The organism is Chloracidobacterium sp. (genome assembly GCA_016720705.1).
GTDB lineage: Bacteria > Acidobacteriota > Blastocatellia > Pyrinomonadales > Pyrinomonadaceae > OLB17.
This window is the reverse complement of the sequence record JADKKB010000007.1, coordinates 1,191,922-1,215,098: the sequence shown is the minus strand read 5'-3', so window position 1 is coordinate 1,215,098 and position 23,177 is coordinate 1,191,922. Positions and strand designations below refer to the sequence as shown.

General features: G+C 50.5%; 17 protein-coding genes, 1 tRNA gene and 1 riboswitch. Of the genes, 5 read left to right on the top strand and 13 right to left on the bottom strand.

Annotated elements, in window-relative coordinates:
- Positions 1-26 precede the first annotated feature (26 nt).
- The 5 genes from IPQ00_12680 to IPQ00_12660 form a co-directional block, all read right to left on the bottom strand.
- Entirely contained in the window at positions 27-1,229 is a 1,203-nt protein-coding gene (locus IPQ00_12680) for a type IV pilus twitching motility protein PilT (protein MBL0241414.1), read from the bottom strand.
- Between the two features lie 6 nt (positions 1,230-1,235).
- A complete protein-coding gene (locus tag IPQ00_12675) occupies positions 1,236-2,027 on the bottom strand; it encodes a hypothetical protein (GenBank protein ID MBL0241413.1) in 792 nt (263 codons plus the stop codon).
- 17 nt (positions 2,028-2,044) lie between these two features.
- Positions 2,045-3,883 carry a type IV-A pilus assembly ATPase PilB gene (gene pilB / locus IPQ00_12670; GenBank protein ID MBL0241412.1) on the bottom strand — a complete coding sequence of 613 codons (1,839 nt, stop codon included), beginning with the start codon at positions 3,881-3,883 and terminating at the stop codon, positions 2,045-2,047.
- Positions 3,884-4,098: 215 nt separating this feature from the next.
- A complete protein-coding gene (locus IPQ00_12665) occupies positions 4,099-5,052 on the bottom strand; it encodes a tetratricopeptide repeat protein (protein MBL0241411.1) in 954 nt (317 codons plus the stop codon).
- A 42-nt stretch (positions 5,053-5,094) separates the two neighbouring features.
- A complete protein-coding gene (locus tag IPQ00_12660; GenBank protein MBL0241410.1) occupies positions 5,095-6,342 on the bottom strand; it encodes a cation:proton antiporter in 1,248 nt (415 codons plus the stop codon).
- Positions 6,343-6,486: 144 nt separating this feature from the next.
- On the opposite strand from IPQ00_12660, the gene IPQ00_12655 reads away from it, so the two are divergent.
- A tRNA-Met gene (locus tag IPQ00_12655) sits at positions 6,487-6,563 on the top strand.
- 62 nt (positions 6,564-6,625) lie between these two features.
- Here IPQ00_12655 and IPQ00_12650 read toward each other — a convergent pair.
- Entirely contained in the window at positions 6,626-7,822 is a 1,197-nt protein-coding gene (locus IPQ00_12650) for a GGDEF domain-containing protein (protein MBL0241409.1), read from the bottom strand.
- Between the two features lie 253 nt (positions 7,823-8,075).
- A riboswitch (TPP riboswitch) is annotated at positions 8,076-8,186 on the top strand.
- On the opposite strand from IPQ00_12650, the gene thiC reads away from it, so the two are divergent.
- Positions 8,178-10,139, top strand: a complete 1,962-nt coding sequence (gene thiC, locus IPQ00_12645) for a phosphomethylpyrimidine synthase ThiC (protein ID MBL0241408.1) — start codon at positions 8,178-8,180, stop codon at positions 10,137-10,139. It overlaps the preceding riboswitch by 9 nt.
- A gap of 438 nt (positions 10,140-10,577) precedes the next feature.
- Positions 10,578-11,315, top strand: a complete 738-nt coding sequence (gene ric, locus IPQ00_12640; protein MBL0241407.1) for an iron-sulfur cluster repair di-iron protein — start codon at positions 10,578-10,580, stop codon at positions 11,313-11,315.
- A gap of 286 nt (positions 11,316-11,601) precedes the next feature.
- Here the strand turns inward: ric and IPQ00_12635 are convergent, their stop codons facing one another.
- The 3 genes from IPQ00_12635 to IPQ00_12625 all read right to left on the bottom strand — a co-directional run bounded on the left by IPQ00_12635 (position 11,602) and on the right by IPQ00_12625 (position 15,642).
- Positions 11,602-12,300 (bottom strand): Crp/Fnr family transcriptional regulator, encoded by a 699-nt coding sequence (locus IPQ00_12635; protein MBL0241406.1) that lies wholly within the window; start codon positions 12,298-12,300, stop codon positions 11,602-11,604.
- Positions 12,301-12,709: 409 nt separating this feature from the next.
- Complete coding sequence (locus tag IPQ00_12630; protein ID MBL0241405.1) at positions 12,710-14,053, bottom strand: NarK/NasA family nitrate transporter; 1,344 nt, start codon at positions 14,051-14,053, stop codon at positions 12,710-12,712.
- Positions 14,054-14,154: 101 nt separating this feature from the next.
- A complete protein-coding gene (locus tag IPQ00_12625) occupies positions 14,155-15,642 on the bottom strand; it encodes a NarK/NasA family nitrate transporter (GenBank protein ID MBL0241404.1) in 1,488 nt (495 codons plus the stop codon).
- 700 nt (positions 15,643-16,342) lie between these two features.
- Between IPQ00_12625 and IPQ00_12620 the strand changes: the two genes are divergently transcribed.
- A complete protein-coding gene (locus IPQ00_12620; GenBank protein MBL0241403.1) occupies positions 16,343-16,552 on the top strand; it encodes a DUF3565 domain-containing protein in 210 nt (69 codons plus the stop codon).
- Positions 16,553-16,600: 48 nt separating this feature from the next.
- Positions 16,601-17,332, top strand: coding sequence for a DUF542 domain-containing protein (locus IPQ00_12615; protein ID MBL0241402.1), 732 nt, complete (start codon positions 16,601-16,603; stop codon positions 17,330-17,332).
- A gap of 56 nt (positions 17,333-17,388) precedes the next feature.
- Here IPQ00_12615 and IPQ00_12610 read toward each other — a convergent pair whose 3' ends face one another.
- From IPQ00_12610 to IPQ00_12595, 4 genes are read right to left on the bottom strand one after another with little or no spacing between them, the layout of a single operon-like run.
- The gene (locus IPQ00_12610; GenBank protein MBL0241401.1) at positions 17,389-18,615 is read right to left on the bottom strand and encodes an ABC transporter permease; all 1,227 of its coding nucleotides are present in this window, start codon (positions 18,613-18,615) and stop codon (positions 17,389-17,391) included.
- 5 nt (positions 18,616-18,620) lie between these two features.
- A complete protein-coding gene (locus tag IPQ00_12605) occupies positions 18,621-19,727 on the bottom strand; it encodes an ABC transporter permease (GenBank protein MBL0241400.1) in 1,107 nt (368 codons plus the stop codon).
- A 38-nt stretch (positions 19,728-19,765) separates the two neighbouring features.
- Positions 19,766-21,733, bottom strand: a complete 1,968-nt coding sequence (locus tag IPQ00_12600; protein ID MBL0241399.1) for an ABC transporter ATP-binding protein — start codon at positions 21,731-21,733, stop codon at positions 19,766-19,768.
- On the bottom strand, positions 21,723-23,021 hold the full coding sequence (locus tag IPQ00_12595; protein MBL0241398.1) for an efflux RND transporter periplasmic adaptor subunit: 1,299 nt from the start codon (positions 23,019-23,021) through the stop codon (positions 21,723-21,725). The genes IPQ00_12600 and IPQ00_12595 overlap by 11 nt, the downstream gene beginning before the upstream one ends.
- Between the last annotated feature and the right edge of the window lie 156 nt (positions 23,022-23,177).

Below are 23,177 nucleotides of genomic sequence, written 5' to 3'. Positions count from 1 at the left end.
ATTAGCTCCTATTGATCGTTATGCGACTAGCGGGGTCGCTCGCCGATATTTCTTGCTTGTGCGTACGGACTGCCGCCCGCGGGCCGAGTTAACGGGCGGCCGCTGCCGCCATAAGAGTCGTTCAGACCCGATCCGCGTTCGATCAGTTCTCTCAGTTCGTCCGCGTTCGACGACCGCTGCATCGCAACTTCGAGAGTGATCTGCTTCTTATGGAAGAGCGTTGCGAGCGCTTGGTTGAACGTCTGCATTCCGAACTTATCCTGACCGGTCTGCATCATTGAGTAGATCTGGTGGATCTTGTCCTCGCGGATGAGGTTTCGAATGGCTGCATTGGGCACGAGAATTTCCAGAGCCATCGCCCGGCCGTCACCTGACGCTTTGGGCAAGAGCGTCTGACACATTATGCCTTCGAGTACGAGCGATAACTGGGTCCGTACCTGGGACTGTTGGCCGGCGGGAAAGACGTCGATAATACGGTTAATGGTCGAGTAGGCCGAGTTCGTATGCAATGTGGCAAACGTCAGATGGCCGGTTTCGGCGATTCTGAGAGCCATCTCGATCGTTTCGAGGTCTCGCATTTCGCCGACAAGCACCACATCCGGGTCCTGACGAAGGGCGGTCCGGAGGGCAGCACCAAACGAATGCGTGTCCGCCGCGACTTCGCGTTGATTCACGACACAGTTCTTGTGGTTGTGTAGAAATTCGATCGGATCCTCGATCGTCAAGATGTGATCGTGACGCTCGATATTGATCTTGTCGACCATTGACGCAAGCGTAGTCGATTTACCGGAGCCTGTGGGCCCCGTGACCAAGATCAGACCACGCGGCTTTTTGCATAGGTCCGAGATGACCTGTGGCAGACCTAGGGCCTCGAATGTCTTGATCTCATACGGGATCGCACGAAACACCGCACCAACCGCACCCTTTTGGTTGAAAAGATTGGCACGAAACCGTGACATACCTTTGAGACCGAAGGAAAAGTCCAGTTCAAGATTCTCTTCAAAACGATGCTTTTGTGCGTCGGTCAAAACCGAATATGCAAGCCGTTTTGTTTCTCCTGCGGACATTGCAGGAATGCCCGGCAGCGGTGAAAGATGACCGTGGACTCGGACCTGCGGGGCTGAGTTGGTGGACAGGTGGAGGTCCGATCCGCCGAGGTCTGTGAGTTTTTTAAGGAGGTCAGGGAGTGTCAGTTGAGATTCGACACTAGCCTGTTGATCGAAGTTCATAGTGATTTATTCCTTTACGGAAGCTCTTTGAGCCGGCCGAATGCGGCTCTGGAGGGAATTGATGACCTTTTCTGATTCCTCGGCGAGGCGCTCTGCCTCCTCAACCGGTGAATTGGTAGCTACGTTGTAAATGCGGCCGTCTACCTCGGTAAAATAGAACATTCTGGACTGGACCTTGCCGTTCTTGGCCTGCGATTGAGCGACAACGACATAAACGTCGCGGCCGCCGATCTGCTTCTGGTAATCGTTTACCACCCAACCATTTTCTTGGATCATTCGATTGATGATCTCGCGTCGAAGCGTCGTGGTCGAAACACCCCCAACGGCCTTGTTTCGCCCGTCGATAGTAGTCTCCCCGACCGCCGGACCGACGACCGAGATCGATGCTGAACCGACCTGTGAACCCGCCGAATCATCGACGCGAAAACGGACATCGCCGTTAGGGCTCTGGGCCACATTCATCATTGCGGGAGAATTCGCTTGTTTTGGTTGAACCGATCCCGTTTTATCCGATCGTTTCGGAGCGGTAGCAACCGCGTTTTCGGTGTTTGCGTTGCGGCGAATTTTGGCCAGCCTGATCTGACGAAGCCGCAGTGCCCGCGTCCGAGCCTGCATCGATTTGCGGCGTGCCTGGCGAGCACGGTACTGGCGCCACCACTTTTTCGAATATTTTTTATAGTGTTTTCGCTGTTTTCGCTGTTTGCGAGGCCCGGCCTCAGTGTTGTCGGTCGAAAGCGGGATAATGACCCCGATACCGAACAATAGTGCCAATGATAGTGCGATTGCCCTTAGTAACATTTTTCCTCCAAGCGGTCCTACAAGACCGTTTCCTTCACGACCTCCTCGATGGTCGTTATGCCTTCACGTATTTTGCATAGGCCTGACTCACGCAATGTGATCATGCCCATCTCGATTGCCTTTCTCCGAAGTTCCATAGCGCTAGCGCCGATAATTATTAATTCGCGGAGGTCGTCATTGATCTCCATAACCTCATAGAGTCCAACGCGGCCCTTAAAGCCGGTGTTATTACAAGTCTTACAGCCGCGGCCTTTATAGATCTTTAATGTGCTGGCCTCTTCTACCGAGAATCCAACACCCGGCAAGCCTTCGGGCGGCAAACTCACCTCTTCCTTACAGTCCACGCAGATGCGTCTGATCAGTCGCTGGGCCTGTATGATATTGACCGATGTAGCTACCAGAAACGGTTCGATGCCCATATTCACCAATCGAGAGACGGTCGATGGGGCGTCATTTGTATGGAGCGTTGATAGAACGAGGTGGCCGGTCAATGCTGCCTTGATCGCGATCTCGGCAGTTTCAAAGTCTCGGATCTCGCCAACGAGGACGATGTTTGGATCCTGTCGCAGGAAAGAACGGAGTGCGGCCGCGAAGTTTAGACCGATCTGCTCCTTCATCTGCACCTGATTGATGCCCTGAAGATTAAATTCGACCGGATCCTCGGCCGTCATAATGTTGGTTTCAGGAGTGTTTAGAGCCTGAAGTGCTGAATACAGAGTATTCGTCTTACCGGAACCGGTCGGCCCAGTAACCAACACCATTCCATATGGGTTCGATATGGCACGCTTAAACTTATCAAGACTCTCCTGCTCAAATCCCAGTTTGGTCATATCGAGCATCAGTTTGTCTTTGTCGAGTAATCGGAGCACGACTTTTTCGCCAAACAGCGTCGGGAGGGTCGAAACTCGGAAATCGAGTTCGCGCGAACGGTTGTCGATCCTGACCTTGATCTTGATACGGCCATCTTGCGGGAGGCGTTTCTCAGAAATATCGAGTTTCGCCATGATCTTCAGACGCGAAATTAGCGGATCGCGGATTTTCATCGGCGGGTGCATTACGTCGTAGAGTATGCCATCAATACGAAAGCGGATCCGGAAGTCCTTCTCGTACGGTTCGACGTGAATATCTGATGCACCACGGCGTAGCGAATCGACCAGCAATACGTTAACAAGGCGAACGACAGGGGCGTCCTCACTTGCTTTGGCCAACGCCGCGAGGTCGATCTCGTCATTGTCCTCGACAACCTCAAATTGCTCGGCCTCGTGATTCCCAAACTCAAAGCGGTCCAGCGAAACGTCGAGATCGGACTCATTCAACCGTTCACCGACTGCAACGCCGGCACCATTTGTAAGGTGGCCATTCGACGCGCTTTTGGAAGCCTTCTTTTCGCTCTCTACTGCAAACGCGGCATCAAATATATCGATCTCGTTAGAGCCGATATAATATTTGCCGACAGCAAACTGTATCGAAGATTCCGAGGCGATCACCGGTTCAACGTTGAATCCGGTCATAAACTTGATATCGTCCATCGCGAAAACGTTGGTCGGATCGGCCATAGCTAGGGTTAGCGTGGCGCCGACTTTCGAAATCGGAAGGACCGAGTATTTTAGCGCCACTTCGTGCGATATGAGCTTGATCACGTCAGGCTCGATCGAAAATAGCTCAAGGTTGATGGAAGGGACTCCGTACTGGCGGGATAAAACGGCGGTGATAACGTCGTCAGAGACGATGTTGAGCTTCACTAGATTGGAGCCCAATCGTCCTCCGTTAGCGCGTTGAAAGTCGAGAGCCTCACGCAACTGCGGCGGCGTTATGAGGTTTTCGCGGACAAGTATTTCCCCAAGTTTTGCTGACATTTAAGTGTAGGTGTTCTCTCGTCGAGTGAGTCTAAATGACCGGAAACTGCTAAAGAGAATTGTTCGATCAATTTGCTGGGATTCAAACAGACAAACGATGATTAACATCGTTGATACCTAATACTACATTGTTTAATTCACGAGTGTCAACAAATCTTTTTGCTAAATTGATGGGAAATCGGTCATTCTGATGCGCAGTGATCAAATTCCGGTCATCACTGGTCGTTGGTAGATTGTTTCTTGAGTTGGACTATGAAGGATCGAATCGCGGTCGCATCGGAGCTATCTGGAAAGATACGCAGAAATTCCTCGTATATATCGATTGCTTCCTGGTAATTCTGTATACGCTCGTAGACGAGTCCGAGCAACTGGTATATTACAACGGCATCCGGCGCCCCTGAGATCTGTTTTACGGAACGGCGAAGGTACTTGGCGGCCTCAGCATAATTTACCTGCTCGGCGTCAAATTCGCCGGCACCGCCAAATCCCTCGGCCTTTTCCTTATAGAGCAATCCGAGTCCGGCCAATGCCTCAGGTTGAAACCCCTTGCCTTCGCTTATCGCTCGATCAAACGCGGCTATCGCCTTTTCCTCTTGGCCGAGGTCCTTATATATCCGGCCCAGAACGGCCGAGGCCTCGGCGAACGCAGGCCGTAGCTTTCGGGCAGACGCGATGGCTCGCTCTGCCTCCTCGAGATCGCCTGTCTCAGATTGTACGCGGGCAAGAGCTACGAAGGCATCAGGATACGCAGGCCGCAGCTTGATAGCTTTTTTATAGGCATCGATCGCTTTCTCGCGATCGATTAGCGATAGTCGTTCTGCTTCCTGAAAGGCAAGCTCCGCCGAATCGGTCGTTTTGGTAAGTGCCACCCGTATCGCACCCTTTTGGGCCGCTGTGATCGAAACAATACGTTCCTTAAAGCTGTCCGCACGCACCCGAAGCGAATGTCCACCGGTCGAAAGCGTACGTACTTCGAGTTTGCCGTCGCTGTCGGCTTTGCCGAAGCGCACGCCATCAACCCAGACTGTTGCACCAGGTTCCGTCGCAATTGTGATCACGCGAAACTGACCCGAGTCGGTACTCGTGCGAACCTGTGCCGTTGCCGACGTCGTTGCCAAAATGCCAATTAATACGACGATCGGAGCAATTTGTACTAGGTAACGTTTCATCTGTGGTTTCGACGTCGCGGACGCCACGCGGGTTGTTTGTAACTAGCCGATACGGCCGAATTCATCCGATACATCCACTTCTTCGAAGGGGTCCGGAATACCGTCGCCGTCAGAATCAACGGCAAAGAGCATCTTGATGAACGGAGGGGCGATCAGCGTGGTTGCGACTGCCATAAAAAGCACTGCTGCAAAAAAGTTTTTACCGATCACGCCCAAACCGAGCCCGATCTGAGCAACTACAATACCGACCTCGCCGCGGGGCACCATTCCGATACCGATCTGAGCCATCTCCCGTCGTTGCAATCCCCAAGCACCCAATCCGCAACCGACAAATTTGGTTGCGACCGCGATCAATGTAAGTACGACGGCAAATATTATCACCGACCCCTCGCGAAAGACTGAAAGGTCGAGCTGCATTCCGATATTTACAAGGAAGAATGGCACCAAAAACTCAGTGACGCCCGTGGTGAGTTGGTGCATCTTTCTATCATTCTCTGTGGCCTCGGCTAGAGTCATACCCGCCAAAAAGGCGCCGATGATGGCTGCAACACCGACATAAGCGGAGGCCACCGAAAGCCCGAGGCAGAGTATAAGTCCGAGAGCAAAGAATGGACGTTCGAGCCGTAGGCGAGCAAACATCGGTGCCATTCGGTTCATTAGCCTCGAACCGACAAGCGCCACAAAAACCGTAAAGAGAATAGCGGCTCCGGCGGTCTTCGCGAGGCCGAGATAGCTAACGCTACCCTGGCTCACTGACGAGACGAGCGAGAGTATGATCAAGCCCAAAATGTCGTCTATGACCGCAGCACCTAGTATTATACGCGAGGTATCGCTGTCCAACAGCCCCATCGAACCAAGGACTCGAGCCGTGATCCCGACCGAAGTCGCGACGAGTGCGGCAGCGATAAACATCGATTCGACGAATGAACCACCCCACGCGTGAGCAATAAAATAACCCGCCACGAACGGTAGAATGACACCAAGTACGCCGACCGTAAGAGCTCGCCGACCGACCTGAAAAATCGATTGGGGCTTGGTTTCAAGCCCGACGTTGAATAGCAGAAATATGACGCCAAACTCAGCCAGCACGCTGATCATATCCGAAGGCTCGACCCACCCCAGCAGACTTGGGCCGATAACGACACCGGCCAGTATCTCGCCGACTACTGCAGGTTGCTTGACGCGCTCAAAGATCTCGGCCATTAACTTTGCAGCCGCCAGCATTATAAAAAGGTCTAGCAGAATGGCAGTGTGTTCAATATTTGCCGCAAAGAAGATCGGAATATTCATAGTCTATTTATGCTTTAACCTATAAATATTAAATCCTCGATGCCGGTTTGTGAACTCCGCCCGACCGATAACCATTGCCCGTTAAGGACGAGGAACCCCCATAACTTGATTTTTTCTATTGCCGATCTATAATCATATGTTTGTGGCTGGGTAGCTCAGCTGGTTAGAGCGCGGGATTCATAACCCCGAGGTCGAGTGTTCAAGTCACTCTCCAGCCACCACTTAATGTAATAGGACGGCAGTCGATCACGACGGCCGTCCTATTTTTGTCATTGTTCCAAAGCTATGCTTCCATCAATACTTCGATGCGTACATCAGAAAGCCCGCCTACCACGCGATTGCGTCCGAGACGTTTTGCCTCGTAAAGATTCTTGTCGGCCCGATCGAGAGTGCACTTGATATCCGTGTCGGTATCTACGATCTCGGCAATGCCGAAGCTACAAGTGACGCCGGCCGCCGGGCCGGCTTTTGTGCCAGCGATCGTCTCGCGAAGCACCTCGGCTACGATGCGAGCATTGTCGCTGGTCGTAAACGCAAGTAACAGTGCAAACTCGTCTCCGCCGAGGCGAGCAAATGTGTCGCTCGAACGTAGCTTGGCTCTGCAATCGTTGACGACGCTTTTGAGCACCTCGTCCCCCTTAGCGTGGCCGAATCGGTCATTGATCTCCTTAAATCCGTCGAGATCCATCATCACAACTGACAACGGGTAACGAAATCGAACGGCGCGGCTGAACTCCTTTTCGCCGGTTTCAAAGAAACTGCGGTCATTCGGCACGCCTGTCAGAAAGTCTGTCGTAGCCTGTCGCTCGAGATCTGACTTGGCTCTTTCGAGGTCTTGGCGAAGCCGTTGGTTGTTGAGAATGAGATAATTGAACGTCCAGAAAACGTTATAGACGATGTAGACGGCCATCGTCCAACCTTGACCCGCGTTCGACCCGAATGCGTCGGGCATAACAATATTTATCAAGGAGCGAGCTACCATCCACGTTGTAAATAGGCCATAAGACCAACGGGCCACACGGTAGACACGCCGGGATTCACTGTCGCCCTCAGCTCTAAATTCGTAAGCTGATGCACCCGCAATGACCGCAACGAGCATCGAGATGATCGTGATCCGCAATATCGCGTTTGGGTACACGAACAGGAATAACAAAGGAACAAAAATTGAGGCTGACCATATTATTGCCGTCGTGCGATACGGCATCGATCGGCCAAAGAATCGACGGATGCCGAGATATGCGGTTATCAGACTGCCTGTACCCGCAGCACTAGAAAGTGTAGCTGTCAAAATCGGTGCTGAACTCCCGATCAGGCCTATGACGACGAAGGTCAATGTTGCAGCAGTCGTTCCGGCCGTCCACCAACCAAAGCCATCATAAGACTTGCTCGATCGTAAGACATATATCATCACCGCACTGAGCGCAAATGATATGAGCATCAGCACGACTACCATGGTCCGAAGATCGAGCGTCGTTTCCATCAAATATGGTGTTTACTGTTGTTGCTATCCCGCCCCTATTTCGATAGGGGATGGAGTCGGGAAAGCGGCACTCGGTAGCGATGCCTGACGCAAGTATAGCACAAAAGGTGTGTATGTTAAAAGAGTTTGTTCATTGCATAAACGAACTCGCCGGATCCACCGGATTGATGGTAGAAACGACTCGATGAGCGACGGCATAATGTTGGCCGATTTGTCATTGGCTTACGACAAATAATACAATCACGGGGCAACCGTAAGTTTTCGGGAGAGCCGGATCGCACCGGCTGAGATTCGCCTGTAGCGGGTGTTATCCCTGGAACCTGATGCGGATAATACCGACGAAGGGAGAAAAACAATGAGTGAACAATCAATAGTAAATAGTCAGATCTCAGCAGAACAGACGAGCGATCAAGTGCGATTACCAGCCTCGCAAAAGGTCTATGTTGAGACGGGAGAATTGCGCGTTCCATTTCGAGAGATAGCCCTCTCGCCGACAAAAGCAATGGACGGCACGGTCGAGGCCAATCTACCGGTACGTGTCTATGACACCAGCGGCGTCTGGACCAATCCCGACGCGAAATGCGATGTCCGTGAAGGCCTGCCGGCACTTCGGCGCGACTGGATCGAGTCACGGGGCGACATTGAGGAATATGTGGGCCGCGAGATTCTACCGCAGGACAACGGCTATCTCACAAAAGGCGCCGAAGAGGTCGCAAGAGTAAATGATCGCGGCACGCTCGAAGAATTTCCCGGGCTACGCCGTGCACCGCTGCGAGCCAAGACCGGCCATTGCGTCACGCAGATGCATTATGCACGAAAGGGGATCATAACGCCTGAGATGGAGTACGTTGCCATTCGCGAAAATCTCGGCCGCGAGCAGGACGCGGAAACGCTGGTTCGCAGATCGGAGCGAAGCGACCGAAGCTCACTGAATCACCAGCACAAAGGCGATTCATTTGGAGCAGCGATACCGGAATACGTCACGCCCGAGTTTGTCCGCGACGAGGTCGCCCGCGGCCGTGCCATCATACCCAACAACATCAATCACCCCGAGAGCGAGCCGATGATCATCGGTCGCAATTTCCTCGTCAAAATAAACGCAAATATAGGAAATAGCGCTGTCGCATCCTCGATCGAGGAAGAAGTGGAAAAGATGCGCTGGTCAACTCTCTGGGGAGCGGATACGGTTATGGACCTCTCAACGGGCAAGAATATCCACGCGACCCGTGAATGGATCCTGCGCAATTCGCCGGTGCCGATCGGTACCGTGCCGATATATCAAGCTCTGGAAAAAGTAAATGGCAAGGCCGAGGACCTAACGTGGGAAATCTACCGCGACACGTTGATCGAGCAAGCCGAGCAGGGCGTCGATTACTTTACGATCCACGCCGGGGTGCGTCTGCCGTATATCCCTATGACGGCGAAACGAACGACCGGGATTGTCAGCCGAGGCGGTTCGATAATGGCTAAATGGTGCCTCGCCCATCACGAAGAGAGTTTTCTCTATACGCGGTTTCGCGAGATCTGCGAGATTATGCAAACCTACGACGTTGCCTTTAGCTTGGGCGACGGACTGCGACCGGGCTCGATCGCCGATGCCAATGACGAAGCCCAATTTGCCGAGCTCGACACACTTGGTGAACTTACCAAGATCGCGTGGGAGATGGATTGCCAAACGATGATCGAGGGCCCGGGCCACGTGCCGATGCACCTTATTAAAGAAAATATGGACAAGCAGCTTGAGGTCTGCGGCGAGGCGCCATTTTACACACTCGGGCCACTGACGACCGACATAGCCCCGGGCTATGACCACATCACATCGGGAATCGGTGCCGCGATGATCGGCTGGTTTGGGTGTGCGATGCTCTGCTACGTCACACCTAAGGAGCACTTAGGCCTGCCCAACAAACAAGATGTAAAAGAGGGGGTCATAACCTACAAGCTCGCCGCCCACGCTGCCGACCTCGCTAAGGGCCATCCCGGTGCTCAATACCGAGATAATGCGTTGAGCAAAGCTCGTTTCGAATTTCGCTGGGAAGATCAGTTTAACCTCGGGCTCGACCCTGAAAAGGCGAAAGAGTTTCACGACGAGACCTTACCCGCAGAAGGTGCAAAACTCGCGCATTTTTGTTCAATGTGCGGCCCGCATTTCTGCTCTATGAAGATCACGCAGGACGTACGCGATTACGCCAATGCCCAAGGGCTCGAGGCAGAAAAAGCTCTGGCTGTCGGTATGACTGAGAAGGCCGCAGAATTTGTCGCAAAGGGAAGCGAGATCTATCAGGGCGTGGGCGAAAATGAAGGAAAAGGAGATTAGGGATGCAGACCCGTACGTTAGTTTGACGTTGGGTATGGACACTTAGTGACGGCGATAGAGAACAAGGAGCGATCGGCTTGTTCTCTATCGCGTCGCGAATGCTTTGCCCAACGCAATTAGTGATCTCCTAACAATCTATTGGCCTCACTCAACATTTGCTTGTGCTAAATAGTTTTCGAAACGCGCCGGCGACGAGTTAATTTTGTTGGGGCCAAAGACCGGCATAATCCTTCTTAAGCAAAATACCCGGCGATCCGTGATTTTCGAACTGTTGAACAGCCCAAATACCTACCACATCGGTGTGTATCCCTTTCTCCCCAAATTCATTTCAATTCAAAAATATCTTCTAGAATTCTCCCATTCGTGACAAAAGTCACCAAAATTCCCTCTAAATCGCTTTAGTATCGGATAATCAAATCTAGGAGGACTCTATTATTTATGAATTCTACAGCTACTAAAACAATTCGGGAGATAGCTCTCGAAGCACCGGAAACCACTCGCGTTTTTGAGGAATTTAAGATCGATTACTGTTGCGGAGGCAGAAAGAGTATCGAACAGGCGTGTGCCGAAGCAGGCGTCGACCCTGTGGTCGTGACCGCCCGGATCGAATCCGCGATCGTGGATCACGCCGGCCGTGACAATCCTGATGATATAACGAAAAAATCAGCACCGGAACTGATCGATCATATTCTTGCCAAGCACCATATTTTTACGGTGGAGGAAGTCGAACGTCTAACGCCCTTGATGGCAAAGGTATGCACACGGCACGGGGATCAGCACCAGGAGCTTTTCGAACTCCAAAATGTTTTTGTGGCCCTATCCGACAGTATTATTCCGCATATGCAGAAGGAAGAGATGGTTCTCTTCCCATACATCCAGTCGATCGGGTCACTAAACACGGGTGACGGCATTGCCAATCCTCCACATTTTGGCACCGTCGAAAATCCGATCAGAATGATGATGGCGGACCACGAGGCCGATGGAGCCCGATTGAGAAAAATGCGGGCGATCTCAGATGACTATACATTGCCGGAAGGTGCCTGCCCGAGCTACACAGCACTGTACGCGGGATTGGAAGATCTGGAAAAGGACTTGCACAGGCACATCCATCTGGAAAGCAACGTGCTCTTCCCGCTCGCGGTCGATCTGGAACGCAACGCTCTTGCAGTGAACTAAAGAGCGACTAACGGTTTTCGCAGCACAACGGCTGATTGCTCCAAGGCTTTTGTGTTGCGGCAAATGGTTTGCTCTCTTTAGAAAGCATATGGTGCCAAAAAACCGAGAACCTTACGGCTTTCGGTTTTTTGGCACCGTTTTCATTTGACGGAAGATAAACTAAACATTCGTCCGCTTGTCCGGGAGAACCATAGAGTTTTTCACTCCGAATCGGACCCGGAGAAATACTCCCCAGAGGTGCTGATACTACATCACGCAGAAAATTATGGTCATTCGAAGTTAGATACTAGTCACGCCCCACCTCAGCAAATGCAGCGAGAGCATCGAGATCAGGTATCCGTATGCTCCGACCTACGTGGACGATCAATCCTTGATCTTCAAGCCGCAGTAGACTGCGTGTCACCACTTCTCGAACCGTGCCGATCCTGGCGGCGAGTTGATTGTGTGTAAAAGGCAATTTAACGGTTAACCCAGCTTTGGAACTGCTATGAGAATTTCGCACTTCTTTGAGCAAAACGCCGGCAAGCCTTTGCCCGACCTCGCGCAGCGAAAGCGTTTCAACTAATGATGCGCATCGCCGTAGGCGTGACGCCATCAATTTAGCTGCAGCCAATGCGAGTTGCGGATATTCGATAGCAGCTTTTAGGATCGCCTGCTTATCAAGAAAATAAACAGTCGTCGGCTCCTCGGCTGCCGCTGTCGACGGATAGTTTCCATCGTCAAAAACCGGCACCTCCGCGATCGTTGTAACAGCGTGTTCGATATGCATCACCTGTTCGCGTCCGTCTGCACTGGTTCGAAAGGCCCGCACCGATCCCGATGCGATCACATAAAGCCCTTTCGACGGTTCTCCGGCTAAAAACAGGATCTCGTTGCGTTCCAGACGTTTCTTAAGCGATTTCTTTGCTATTACCGTCAAGACGTTATCGTCCAAGTTGCTAAACAGTTCCGTTTGCTTAAAAATTGCGATCTTTTCGTCGTGCATTAACAAGAATGTTAGCGTGCCGGATCAGAAACTCCAAAGCCGCGACGTCCTGATGAACCTTGCCATACATCGAGGGCGATGGCATCAAAGGATCAAGTATAGTTTTGGAAATTTAATGCAAAAACGGGATCGACCCGTGATTTGAAATCGAAGAATATCGTGATTTCGATGTGGAGAATGAGTTCATTAGGTCGACTTGGTTGGCATTGGAATTTGTCCACCGCCAACAGCAAGCTTTCTTAAGCCGTACACGCGTTTCGCAACTAGGGCATTGTGCCATGCGACTTAATTACAGTGAACTAGCGTGACTTCCGAATCCGACCCTATTTGTCACCGCAACCGTTGCGGTGACAAATAGGGTCGGATTCAGGAACATATGATCGGCCCATAATGCGGCCAATCGCTGCAATTAGGACGGCTTTTCGCAACCCCTGCGGGTGTAGTACCACCAATTAAGACCCGTTGCGATCACAAAGAAGACTGAGAGTGCCCAAAAGAAGGGCGTGACGACGCCGGTCATTTCGAGGGTGGTTCCGATCGATATTGCAAAGATAAATGGACCGTATGCGGCGATCGCAGCGGTAAATCCGATGACGCCCGCAGCTTGCCGCGGATTGTCTCCGAAAATGATGGGAAACTGGCGAAATGTTGCGGCATTACCGACGCCTGTAAAAAAGAACATACCCAACATGATCCCTACAAACATCGGAAACTGTTCAACCGAAGTCGGCGTAAGCAAGCCGAGCCCAACCAAAAGGACACAGCCTATTATCAAAGCCACTCCGGTGACGAGTGTCAGGATCGCGCCGCCTGTTTTGTCCGCGACAAACCCGAATAACACGCGGCTGGCCGACCCTACAAGTGGGCCGAGGAAGGCATAGGACAAAGCGTTAGGAGCATCTGGAAAGCTTCCGTAAAGGGTCTTTATCAATAGAGGAAATGCGGCGGCCAAACCCGAAAACGCACCAAATGTCATCACGTAAATGATCGTGCAAAAATACGTATGCTTGTTACGGAATATATCCAGTTGCTCTCTGAATGAAGCGTGAAGCGGAACGCTTCTTAATGTGAACCAAGCTGTAAAGCCAAGCACGAACAAGATCGGCACGTAAATGAACGAGGCGTTCTGTAGCCACATCGTCGAACTGGAAATAACTGCTTTCGTGGCCGGATCGATCTTATTGGCGGTTTGGGATGCACCAACTATCGCGAAAGTAATGACAAACGGCGTAATAAATTGAGCAACGCTGACGCCGAAATTGCCGATTCCCGCCTGGATCCCCAGGGCAGTGCCTTGTAGGCGTTTCGGAAAAAAGACGCTTGTCGATGGCATATAGGACGAGAAATCGCCCGCTCCGAAACCACCAGTAAAGGCGAGTACCATAAAGAACCAGAACGGCGTTTCCGGATTCATCACTGCCAAGCCGATGCTAATACACGGCAGTATTTTAATAAATGTTGCGAATGTTACGATGTGCCGAGTACCGACGATCGGAACAAGGAAAGTATGGAATATCCTTAACGTTCCACCGGCCAGTCCCGGCATAGCCGCCAGCCAAAAAAGGTGCTTTGTTGAAAAATTAAATCCGATCTTTGGCAGTTCGACGACGATGGCACTCATCATAAACCAAGTCGCGAACGACATAATAAGGCATATCGTCGTTACGACGAGCGTCCGCCAGGCGATCTTACTGCCCGTCTCATCCCAGAACTTTTCGTCCTCGGGCGTCCATTTTTTTAACCAAGTAGCCATAGTAATAATTACCTTTTACTTAAAATTCGCTTTTTACATTTTCGAACTACCAACGATCTCCGCTGGTGGCAGTTAACACCCTTCGAATACGTTTCGCAGATCTAATCTTCGATCTTTTTCATTAAATTTGAATGCTTTTCGCGCATCATTTTTTGCACGACGGCGTGCATCCAAAGCAAGCAAAGAGCTGAGAGGAATAGCATAAACATCCAAGAACTCGTCCATAGGCCTGTGCCATCGAGTAGATAGCCGAATATGATCGGGCACACGAACCCGCCGAGTCCGCCAAGGACACCGACCATACCGCCGACGACACCGACCTGTTCCGGAAAATATTCGGGAATGTGTTTGTACACTGCTGCTTTACCGATTCCCCAAATGCTTCCGAGCAGGATCACGAGGACGGCAAAGATCCAGACGTTTGCCTGAAAATAGATCTTTGTAACGCCCTTGGCGATTAGTTCTTTTCGCTTGACGGTTTGACCGACCTCCACAACCGATTCCTGCCAAAGCTCTTTGGTCGGGAAAACTGCAATGCCTTCGTCGATATTCTTCGTCTCGCCCTTTTTGGCGGCAAACTGATATGTCTTGTCACCGATCGTTATAGAATTTTCTGAAATGGCCGTTACAGTGCCGTCCTTTTCGGCAGTGATCCCCTTGCCGGGGGAGGTGATTTCCATTTTGGGGACAATTAGTAAAAATGAGATCAGAACCGACGCCCCAAGCACCCAATACATCACCTTTCTACCGCCAAAGACATCGCTTATCCATCCACCCAAAGCTCGAATGACCCCGGATGGAAAACTGAACAATGCAGCCAGAAATCCGGCCGTTACGAGTGGCAAATAATAGACGTTGACAAAATACGGAACGAGCCATTGTGAGAAAGCCACAAAGCAACCGAAAACAAGAAAGTAGTAAAGCCCAAATCGCCAAACACGCACATTCTTCAAAGGCTCCAACTGCTTAACAAGGCTCTTTGCTTGGTAGGCCGGTTTCTTATTCGTGGTTGCGATAAAGAAAATGACTCCCATTGCGACCAGCACAGCGGCGTAAACGATAGGCAATGTACGCCATCCGTCGAGATTCGCGCCATTATCCGTAAATCGATTAAGTAGCGTCGGGGCGATCAGTGTCGTCAGCGCCGCTCCGGCATTACCCGCTCCAAAAATACCGAGAGCAATACCCTGCCGATTTTTCGGAAACCAGACCGATGTGTAAGCTATGCCGATCGAAAAACTCACGCCGGCGAGGCCGAATCCAAAACTGCAAATAGCAAAGCCGAAATAAGACTCAACTGTCGATAGCAGAAACATCGGAATCGCACACAGCACGAGCAGACCCGCAAAGATTGGTTTCCCACCAAATTTGTCAGTCATCATTCCGGCCGGAAGTCGAAAGATCGACCCGGTCAAAACCGGAATTCCCAAGAGCCAACCGACCTCGGCGGCACTCCAGTCAAAAATGCGGTTGACCGTCAGAAACGTCACTAGAACGCCATTCAGCATCCACGCCCCGAAACACACGGTGAATGCCAGGGTGTTCATTATAAGCATCCTGTTCGCGCCTTTTGGTGTAGAAAGTTCCATATAATCGTGAGTCCGCAGAAGATCAAATTTGGCGATACTGCAATCCCTGTGCCTTTGTGTTCTATCGTTGTTGTAGCCTGATCGACTGCAAAAAATACTTTGATTCCGGCTACAAAGATTCGCAAGTACAGGCGGTATCGAGGGAAAGTGCTAATTTATCCCACCTCGGGTGCGGGATTTTCCGCAGTGGTGTGTACAAGCAAGCGTGGGGATCAGGCTTTCGGTAGTGTTCCGTGACAACTCTGGCGATTCGGTTGTGGTGAGCCCGTGTGATTCATCCACTATCAGTCGTTATTAATGAACTCAGCCTACTTGAGTGGATTGAGCCGAGCAGATCGCGCAATCAGACGAAATCGACAGCGAAAAGTAGCATTATTGCGACAATCCAGATATTTACGTAACATACGAGGTGCCTTAAATGTTGTGGCGCTAATTTGTTAAACTAGAGAAAAGTGCTTGCAAATCGAGTGGCTGCTGTGGGATTTTCATCAAGTCATTCACCGAGTTCGTCATTCGCAGGTGTATGATCTGAGGTAAATAAGCTGGCCTCCGTTTCGGATGGCAGGTAAACGAAGGGAATAGAGGCACAGCAAGTAGATTTCAAGCTCGCTTGGTGTGAATGCCCAAATCCAGCCACGGCGTTCATTCCGAAAACAGACGAAAACTTGCCAGACTAGTACCAAAAGCGGAGCTATTGGCTATGAAGCAAAAAATAGTTGGTTTTGATAAAGACGAAGATGGCGACTGGAGAGCGGAACTCGAGTGCGGGCACTATCAGCACGTTCGGCATCGACCTCCGATGATCATCCGCGAATGGGTTTTGTCGGAAGAAGGACGCCAAGAAAAATTAGGTGTCGAACTAGAATGTAAGAAGTGCGATCCGCAGCACCCGGCGGACGCCCGCCTATGAGCGAAGCCCCGTACGATAAGTCAAATAGCGTTGGAGGCACTCGTGCTAATGACCAAACTTAATGACCGGACCGTCCGTGAAATTGTTCAGTCGACTCCGACCGCAACTATTGCTTTTGAAGAATTCAATATCGACTATTATTGTGCCGGAAATAGATCATTTGACGATGCGTGTCGGATCGCCGGAGTCGATTCGGGCGTTGTTTCCCGAAGGATCGAAGAAGAGCGAGCAAACACCAATATGATTGGCGATTTTGCAGAGCAAAAGACTGCTTCCGGCCTAGTTGAATATATTGTCGAAAGACACCATACATTTACCAAAGAGGAATCGAAACGTATTTCAACTTTGTTCGTGGAAGTTTGCCGCACCCACAGTTCAGATCATCCGGAACTCTTGGACCTGCAGAACGTCTTTAAGACGCTCTGCAACGATCTGTTGACACATATGCAAAACGAAGAAACTGTTTTGTTTCCGTATATAAAGGATCTTGAAGCCGGTCTATTGGATGGCGTTAGCGCACTGCCGATCCGATTTGAATCAGTCAAAAATCAGTCGCGGATGCTGCGCTTGGAACACGAGGAGTCTGTAAATATTTTACGAAAGATGCGTAAGGTCTCGGCAGATTACCAATTGCCAGAAGCAGCGACTTCAGAAATGTGTGAACTTTATTCTGGGATATTAGGACTCGAACGAGACCTTCATTATCACATTCACTTGGAAAACAACTTGCTGTTTCCGCTCGCCGCCAAAATTGAGGAAGCCGGAAACGCAGATCTATGATCGTAAAAGATCGTGGATGAGGTATTTGTGGCTTCATTTCCATTTGGTATTATTCGCTATTTTAACTGCCGATGAAAGCGCCACGCACTGATGCCAACCAGTAAGATGCAGAATCCTAACAGCGTCAGAAGATTGGGATAGAGTATCTCTATTCCGCTACCTTTTAACATAATTCCGCGAGAAATAATTGCAAAATGCCGAACTGGATTTAGCAAAGTGAACGGTTGCAACCATTGCGGCATTGCTTCGATCGGCGTGGTCGTTCCCGACAAAAGCAGTAGCGGCGGATTAACGAAAAAGCCCATCAGTTGAGCCTGCTGCTGCGAACCGACAAAGGTGGAGATCAAAGTTCCGATTCCGATGCCGGAAAGTACGCACATTGCTCCGGAAACAAAAAATAGTGGCAGGCTTCCGAGCATCGGGACGCCGAAAACAAGCCGTGCAACCCCAAGAGCGAGCGCAATATCAGCCGTTAGAAGTAGAAAAACCGGTGCGATTTTGGCGGTAATGATCTCACCGGCACTGGCAGGTGTCATAAGCAACTGTTCGACCGTGCCGACTTCCTTCTCGCGGACCATTGATGCCGCGGCGACGATAGAGCCCTGCAAAACGAGTAACGCCCCGATCAATCCGGTAACAATAAACCACGAGTTGTCCAAACCGGGATTGTAGAGAAGAGCGACCCGCGGAATGACCGATGGCTGTTTCAACCGGGTCCGGATATCGTTCGACTGAATAACGACCGGCAATTTATCCGCAGAGTCACTGCCGGATACTCCTGTAATAGGGATTTGGGGCTGAGCAACACTACCGCTTTGCATCGAACTATTTTTCAAAATGCGTTGATTCAACGTGTTTATAATTCGTGCAGCATAACCTCCCGCGATCGTTGCCGTATTAGAGTCAACGGCGTCGATTAGTAATTGAACCGTCGCGGTTTGGCCCGCAGTTCGCTTTTTGGCAAAGTCCGCCGGAATGATCAAGGCCGTATTGAGCTTACCCGAGCCAATTGCCGCGTCGATCTCGGTATCCGACAAGTAATATTTATAAACTACAAACGAACCACTTTCGGTCATTGCCGAAACGAGTTCTCGACTTTCGGCCGAATGGCTTTCGTCGAGAACGCCTAACTTCAAATCAGAAACCGTAGGATTAAGAGCGAAACCGAAAAGAACAATTTGTAGCGTCGGCGGAATGATCAACATCACGATCAAGCGACGATTACGTCCAATTTGCCGTAATTCTTTGGAGAAAAGTGCTAGCCATCGCGAAAGTCTTTCCATATCTGCTACGCCTCGATCTGCATTTTTCTCATTCGTACCCAAGCCAACGTAAAGAAAACTGTTCCAATTGCCGCAAGTGCAAAAGGCGCAAACCACGCACTAGACCAATTTCCGCCGCGGACAAGTGCATCACGAACGACGATGTTGTAGTAGCTTGCCGGAATTAAATATGAAAACCAGCGAATTGCGGGTGGGATACTGGCAATTGGGAAAATTGCCCCGGACAAAAGATACGAAAGCAAAAAACCAACGATCTGTACGGCCTGAATAGCGGCGGCTTGATTAGGAATCGCCACACCGATCAGAGTGCCGAAGCAAACATTAGTAAAAAGATAGATAATTGTACATACCAAAAGTGGTGTCGGATCACCCTTTATCGTCAGATCAAACAAGAAGTAGACCAACAGTATGCACAGAAACCATTCCACGAGCGCGATCGCCATATACGCTAAAATTTTCCCGAGGATATATTCCCGCGCAGTTATACTTGAGACATAGACCTGCAAAATGGTTTTCTGTTCGCCCTCGCGCGACATCGCTAAGGCCGCAAGTAGCGGCGGAAAAAGTGCGAGGCCGACGACCAGCATACTCGGTGCGATATATTTATCTGATTCTCTCCCGGGATTAAACCATAAGCGCACTTCGGCTTTGATCGGCATCGGCACGGACGCAGTTGTTAACTTGCTTGAAAACACTTGAGTAACCGCGGTTGCACTACCCCGCATCACGTTTGCGGTATTGGCATCGCTCGCGTCGATCAAGATCTGCACTTCAGTTGCTAATCCCCGTTCCAGATCGCTCTCGAAATGTTCCGGAATAATGATCGCTGCTCGGGCGCTATTGTCTAGCAACGCTCGTTCGGGTTTCTCACCAATCGGCAATTCGACGATCCGAAACGTCAATGAGGAGCGAAAAGCGGCAATGTAACGGCGCGATGAAGGCGAGTTATCGAAATCCTGAACCACGATCGGCAGATCCGTAACCGACAGCGAAATTGCGTACCCCATTAACGCCAGTAACGCTAGAGGCAGTACGAGTGCCAATGCGAGCGTCAAGCGGTCCCGCAAAACCTGTGTTAATTCTTTTCTGGCTTGGGCAAATATCCGTTTCACAACTCAATACTCGGTCTAAAATGCGTTCTACTCTCTGACTAATTTTGACGCTGTTTTTCGACAATTGAAATAAATACGTCTTCGAGCGAAAATGTTTCTTCTGCAGCTCTAAGCACCATAATTCCTACATCTTCCAGGCTCTCTTTCAAATTTTTGATACCGGTTTGTACATCTTCTTCGGTAATGACGTGCAGACGGTCACCAAATAGTGAAACGCGCCAACGATCCATTTTCCCCTTTAGAAAATTTGATGCGTGTTGCGGTTTGTCGGTAATCAGTTCGATCAGATGTCCGCTTTGCTCTGCCTTGATACCCGTAGGCGTTCCTTCCGCAACAACTTCGCCGGCAACCATAAAACCCAGATTGTTGCATTGCTCGGCTTCTTCGAGATAATGCGTTGTTACCAGAATCGCCACTTTTCTATCTGCAAGTTCGTTGATCATTTTCCAAAACGACCGTCTAGCCAACGGGTCAACACCGGAAGTCGGCTCGTCCAGAAACAAAACTGAAGGCTCGTGCATTATCGCCGAGCCAAAGGCAACACGTTGTTTCCAACCGCCCGGCAGATCTCCGGTCATCATTTTGGCACGACCTTCTAATCCGGAAAATTCCAACACCCATCGTTTCTTTTCTTCTCGTTCTTCGCGCGGCACGCCATAGACTCCGGCAAAAAATTCCAGATTTTCGGCAATCGTGAGATCGTCATAAAGCGAAAACTTTTGCGACATATAGCCGACTCGTTTACGTACCTCGGGCGAGCGGGCTTGCTCGCGTTTCCCGGCGAGTTCGACTATACCGCCTGTCGGCTCGAGCAGTCCGCAGAGCATTTTTATCGTCGTTGTTTTGCCCGCGCCGTTCGCTCCCAACAGTCCGTAAATTTCGCCGTATTTGATATTCAAATTGACATCTTTGACGGCGACGAAGTCACCAAACACCTTACTTACATTTTCCGCCCCGATGGCAACCGCATCCGGCGGATGTTTTCGAAACTCGCGCCGCAAGGGAAATGGCGGCACCTTGAGATCGCCTTCCAAGTCCCGCAATATCGCAACAAAAGTGTTTTCTAAAGTTGGTTCTCGCGTACGTATGTCGCTAATTTTCATCCCGGCGTTTTCTAAGATCACTTGAACGGCATTTTTACCTTTGTCCGGATCTGCAACCATCAGATCGAGACGATCGCCAAAGCGCTGAATATCCTCGATTTCGTTTGCCTCACTTAGAAGCCTTTCGGTTTCGTTCAAGTCAGCCGTTCTTAGTTCCAGTCGGCTCATACCCAAACTTTCTCTAAGTTGCTTTGGTGCCCCCGTCTCAACGATCTTGCCGTCGAACATCAGCGCGACGCGCGAACATCGTTCGGCCTCGTCTAAGTATGGCGTAGCGACAACGATGGTCATTCCCTTGCTCGATAGATCTGCCAAAGTATCCCAAAACTCCCGGCGTGAGACCGGATCGACACCGGTTGTCGGTTCGTCAAGGAGAAGTACTTTTGGCTCCGCGATCAAAGCACACGCCAGTGCGAGCTTTTGCTTCATTCCTCCGCTCAAACGTCCCGCGAGGCGATCCGTAAAACGCTCCATGTCGAAAAGTTTTAAGTACCGCATTCCGCGCTCTTCGATTTCTGTTTTAGAAAGCAATCGCAATTCACCGATATAGCGCAGATTTTCGGCAACGGTCAGATCCTGATAAAGACTGAAAACCTGGGTCAGATAGCCAACGAACGAACGCGCGTCACGCGCCGTTTTACCGAAAATCGAGACGTCACCGCCGGTCTCCGGCATCACGCCGCCTAAGACCTGAAAGACGGAAGTTTTGCCTGCTCCGTCCGGCCCGATAAGTCCAAATATTTCCCCCTGCGCTATTTCTAGATCGATGCCTCTAACAGCTTGTAACTTTCCGTAAGTTTTCTGTAAACCTTTAACGACAATCACCTTTTCGAGTGCCTTAGCGTTATTTCTATTTAGGTCTTGATGGTCTAAATTGGTATTTTCTAGATCCTTATTGCCCATATCGAATATTGTCTGACCATTCACCTTGGATCAAAATTACTCCGTCGGCGGGCATCCCGGGTTTCGCAAAGCCACCTGGGTTTTTCAAGGACAATTTGACACCCACGACTTGCTTAACTCGTTCATCACGAAAATACGTGTTTTCCGGCGTGAAGGCGGCCTCCATATCGATCATCGTAACCTCCGCTTCGAGCGGCTGATTTGGATTCGAATCGAGATAGACGCGAACGGCTTGCCCAATTTTAACTAGTCCGATCTTACCTTCGGGTACGAATGCCCTTAAATAGATCAAATTGGGGTTGATCAAGGTTACGATCGCTGCCCCGGGAGCAACGACCTCGCCCGGTTCTGCCGAGCGTGTTGCGACCGTGCCATCAAACGGGGCGATTATATTTAGATCAGCTCGGTTTGCCTGAGCCTCTCGCAGTTGAGCACGGGCTCTTTCCGAATCCGCCTGTGCAGCATCAATATCACTCTGCGCCTGATTTATCTGCTTGAGTATGGCAGCTGACTGCGATGCCCGAAGGCTTGGATTTGCAAGATTGGCGCGTGCGACTGTCAACGTTCCCTGTGCGGCTTTCAAGCCTGCGCGGGCTGACTCAACCTGTTTGCGTTGTGCCTGAACTACTTTCGCGTGAGCTTCCGCGTTAGTCTGAGCTTGTATGGCTTGTTTTTCCGGCACGTCACCGGTTTTGTAGAGCCTCAGTGATTTTTCTTCGTCATATTTCGCTTGCTTTAAGTTTACTTCGGCTTGAGCGAGTTGGGCCTCCGCCTGCGCAATTTGTGAATTGGCTTGTGAGATCTGGGCTTCGGCCTGATTAACGCGCCCTTGCGAATCGAGTTTCGCTTGATCTACACCGATTTGCGATTGTCTGAGTTGTTCTTCAAGAATCGCTATTTGTTGTCTAGCTCTGGTTATCCGCGTTTCGGATTGATCGACGATCGCTTGAGCCTGTTCTTCGCGCGCTACGAGTTGCGCATCATCAAGAACGGCAATGACCTGTCCAGCCTTAACCGAACTACCTTCGCTAACATTTATTTCTCGAATTCTTCCGGATGTTTTTGACGAGACCCTCGCATCGTCGGTTTCGATACGTCCACTGACTTCAATCAGATTTGACGGGATCGGGGGGTGACGCAGGATGAAATACCAGATCGAAACACCGACCAGTCCGAGCAGCAACAATACCGCAACGATCCGGAACCCCTTTTTTCTTGATCTAGGCAGTTGATTTTTCAGATCTTCATTCGATTCAGTCTTATCGAGTTTACTTTCGGGGTCACTCATAACATTATTTTTGTGCTCGATCCGGTTATCCTCTTGACCGGTTGATTAGTTGATCGTGCCTATTTATTTCTTACCCTTTCCACCATTACACTCTGCATATTGAGGAGTTCTGATCAAAATTGCTTATCGAAATATCGTCCGGCAATTTAGAACTCA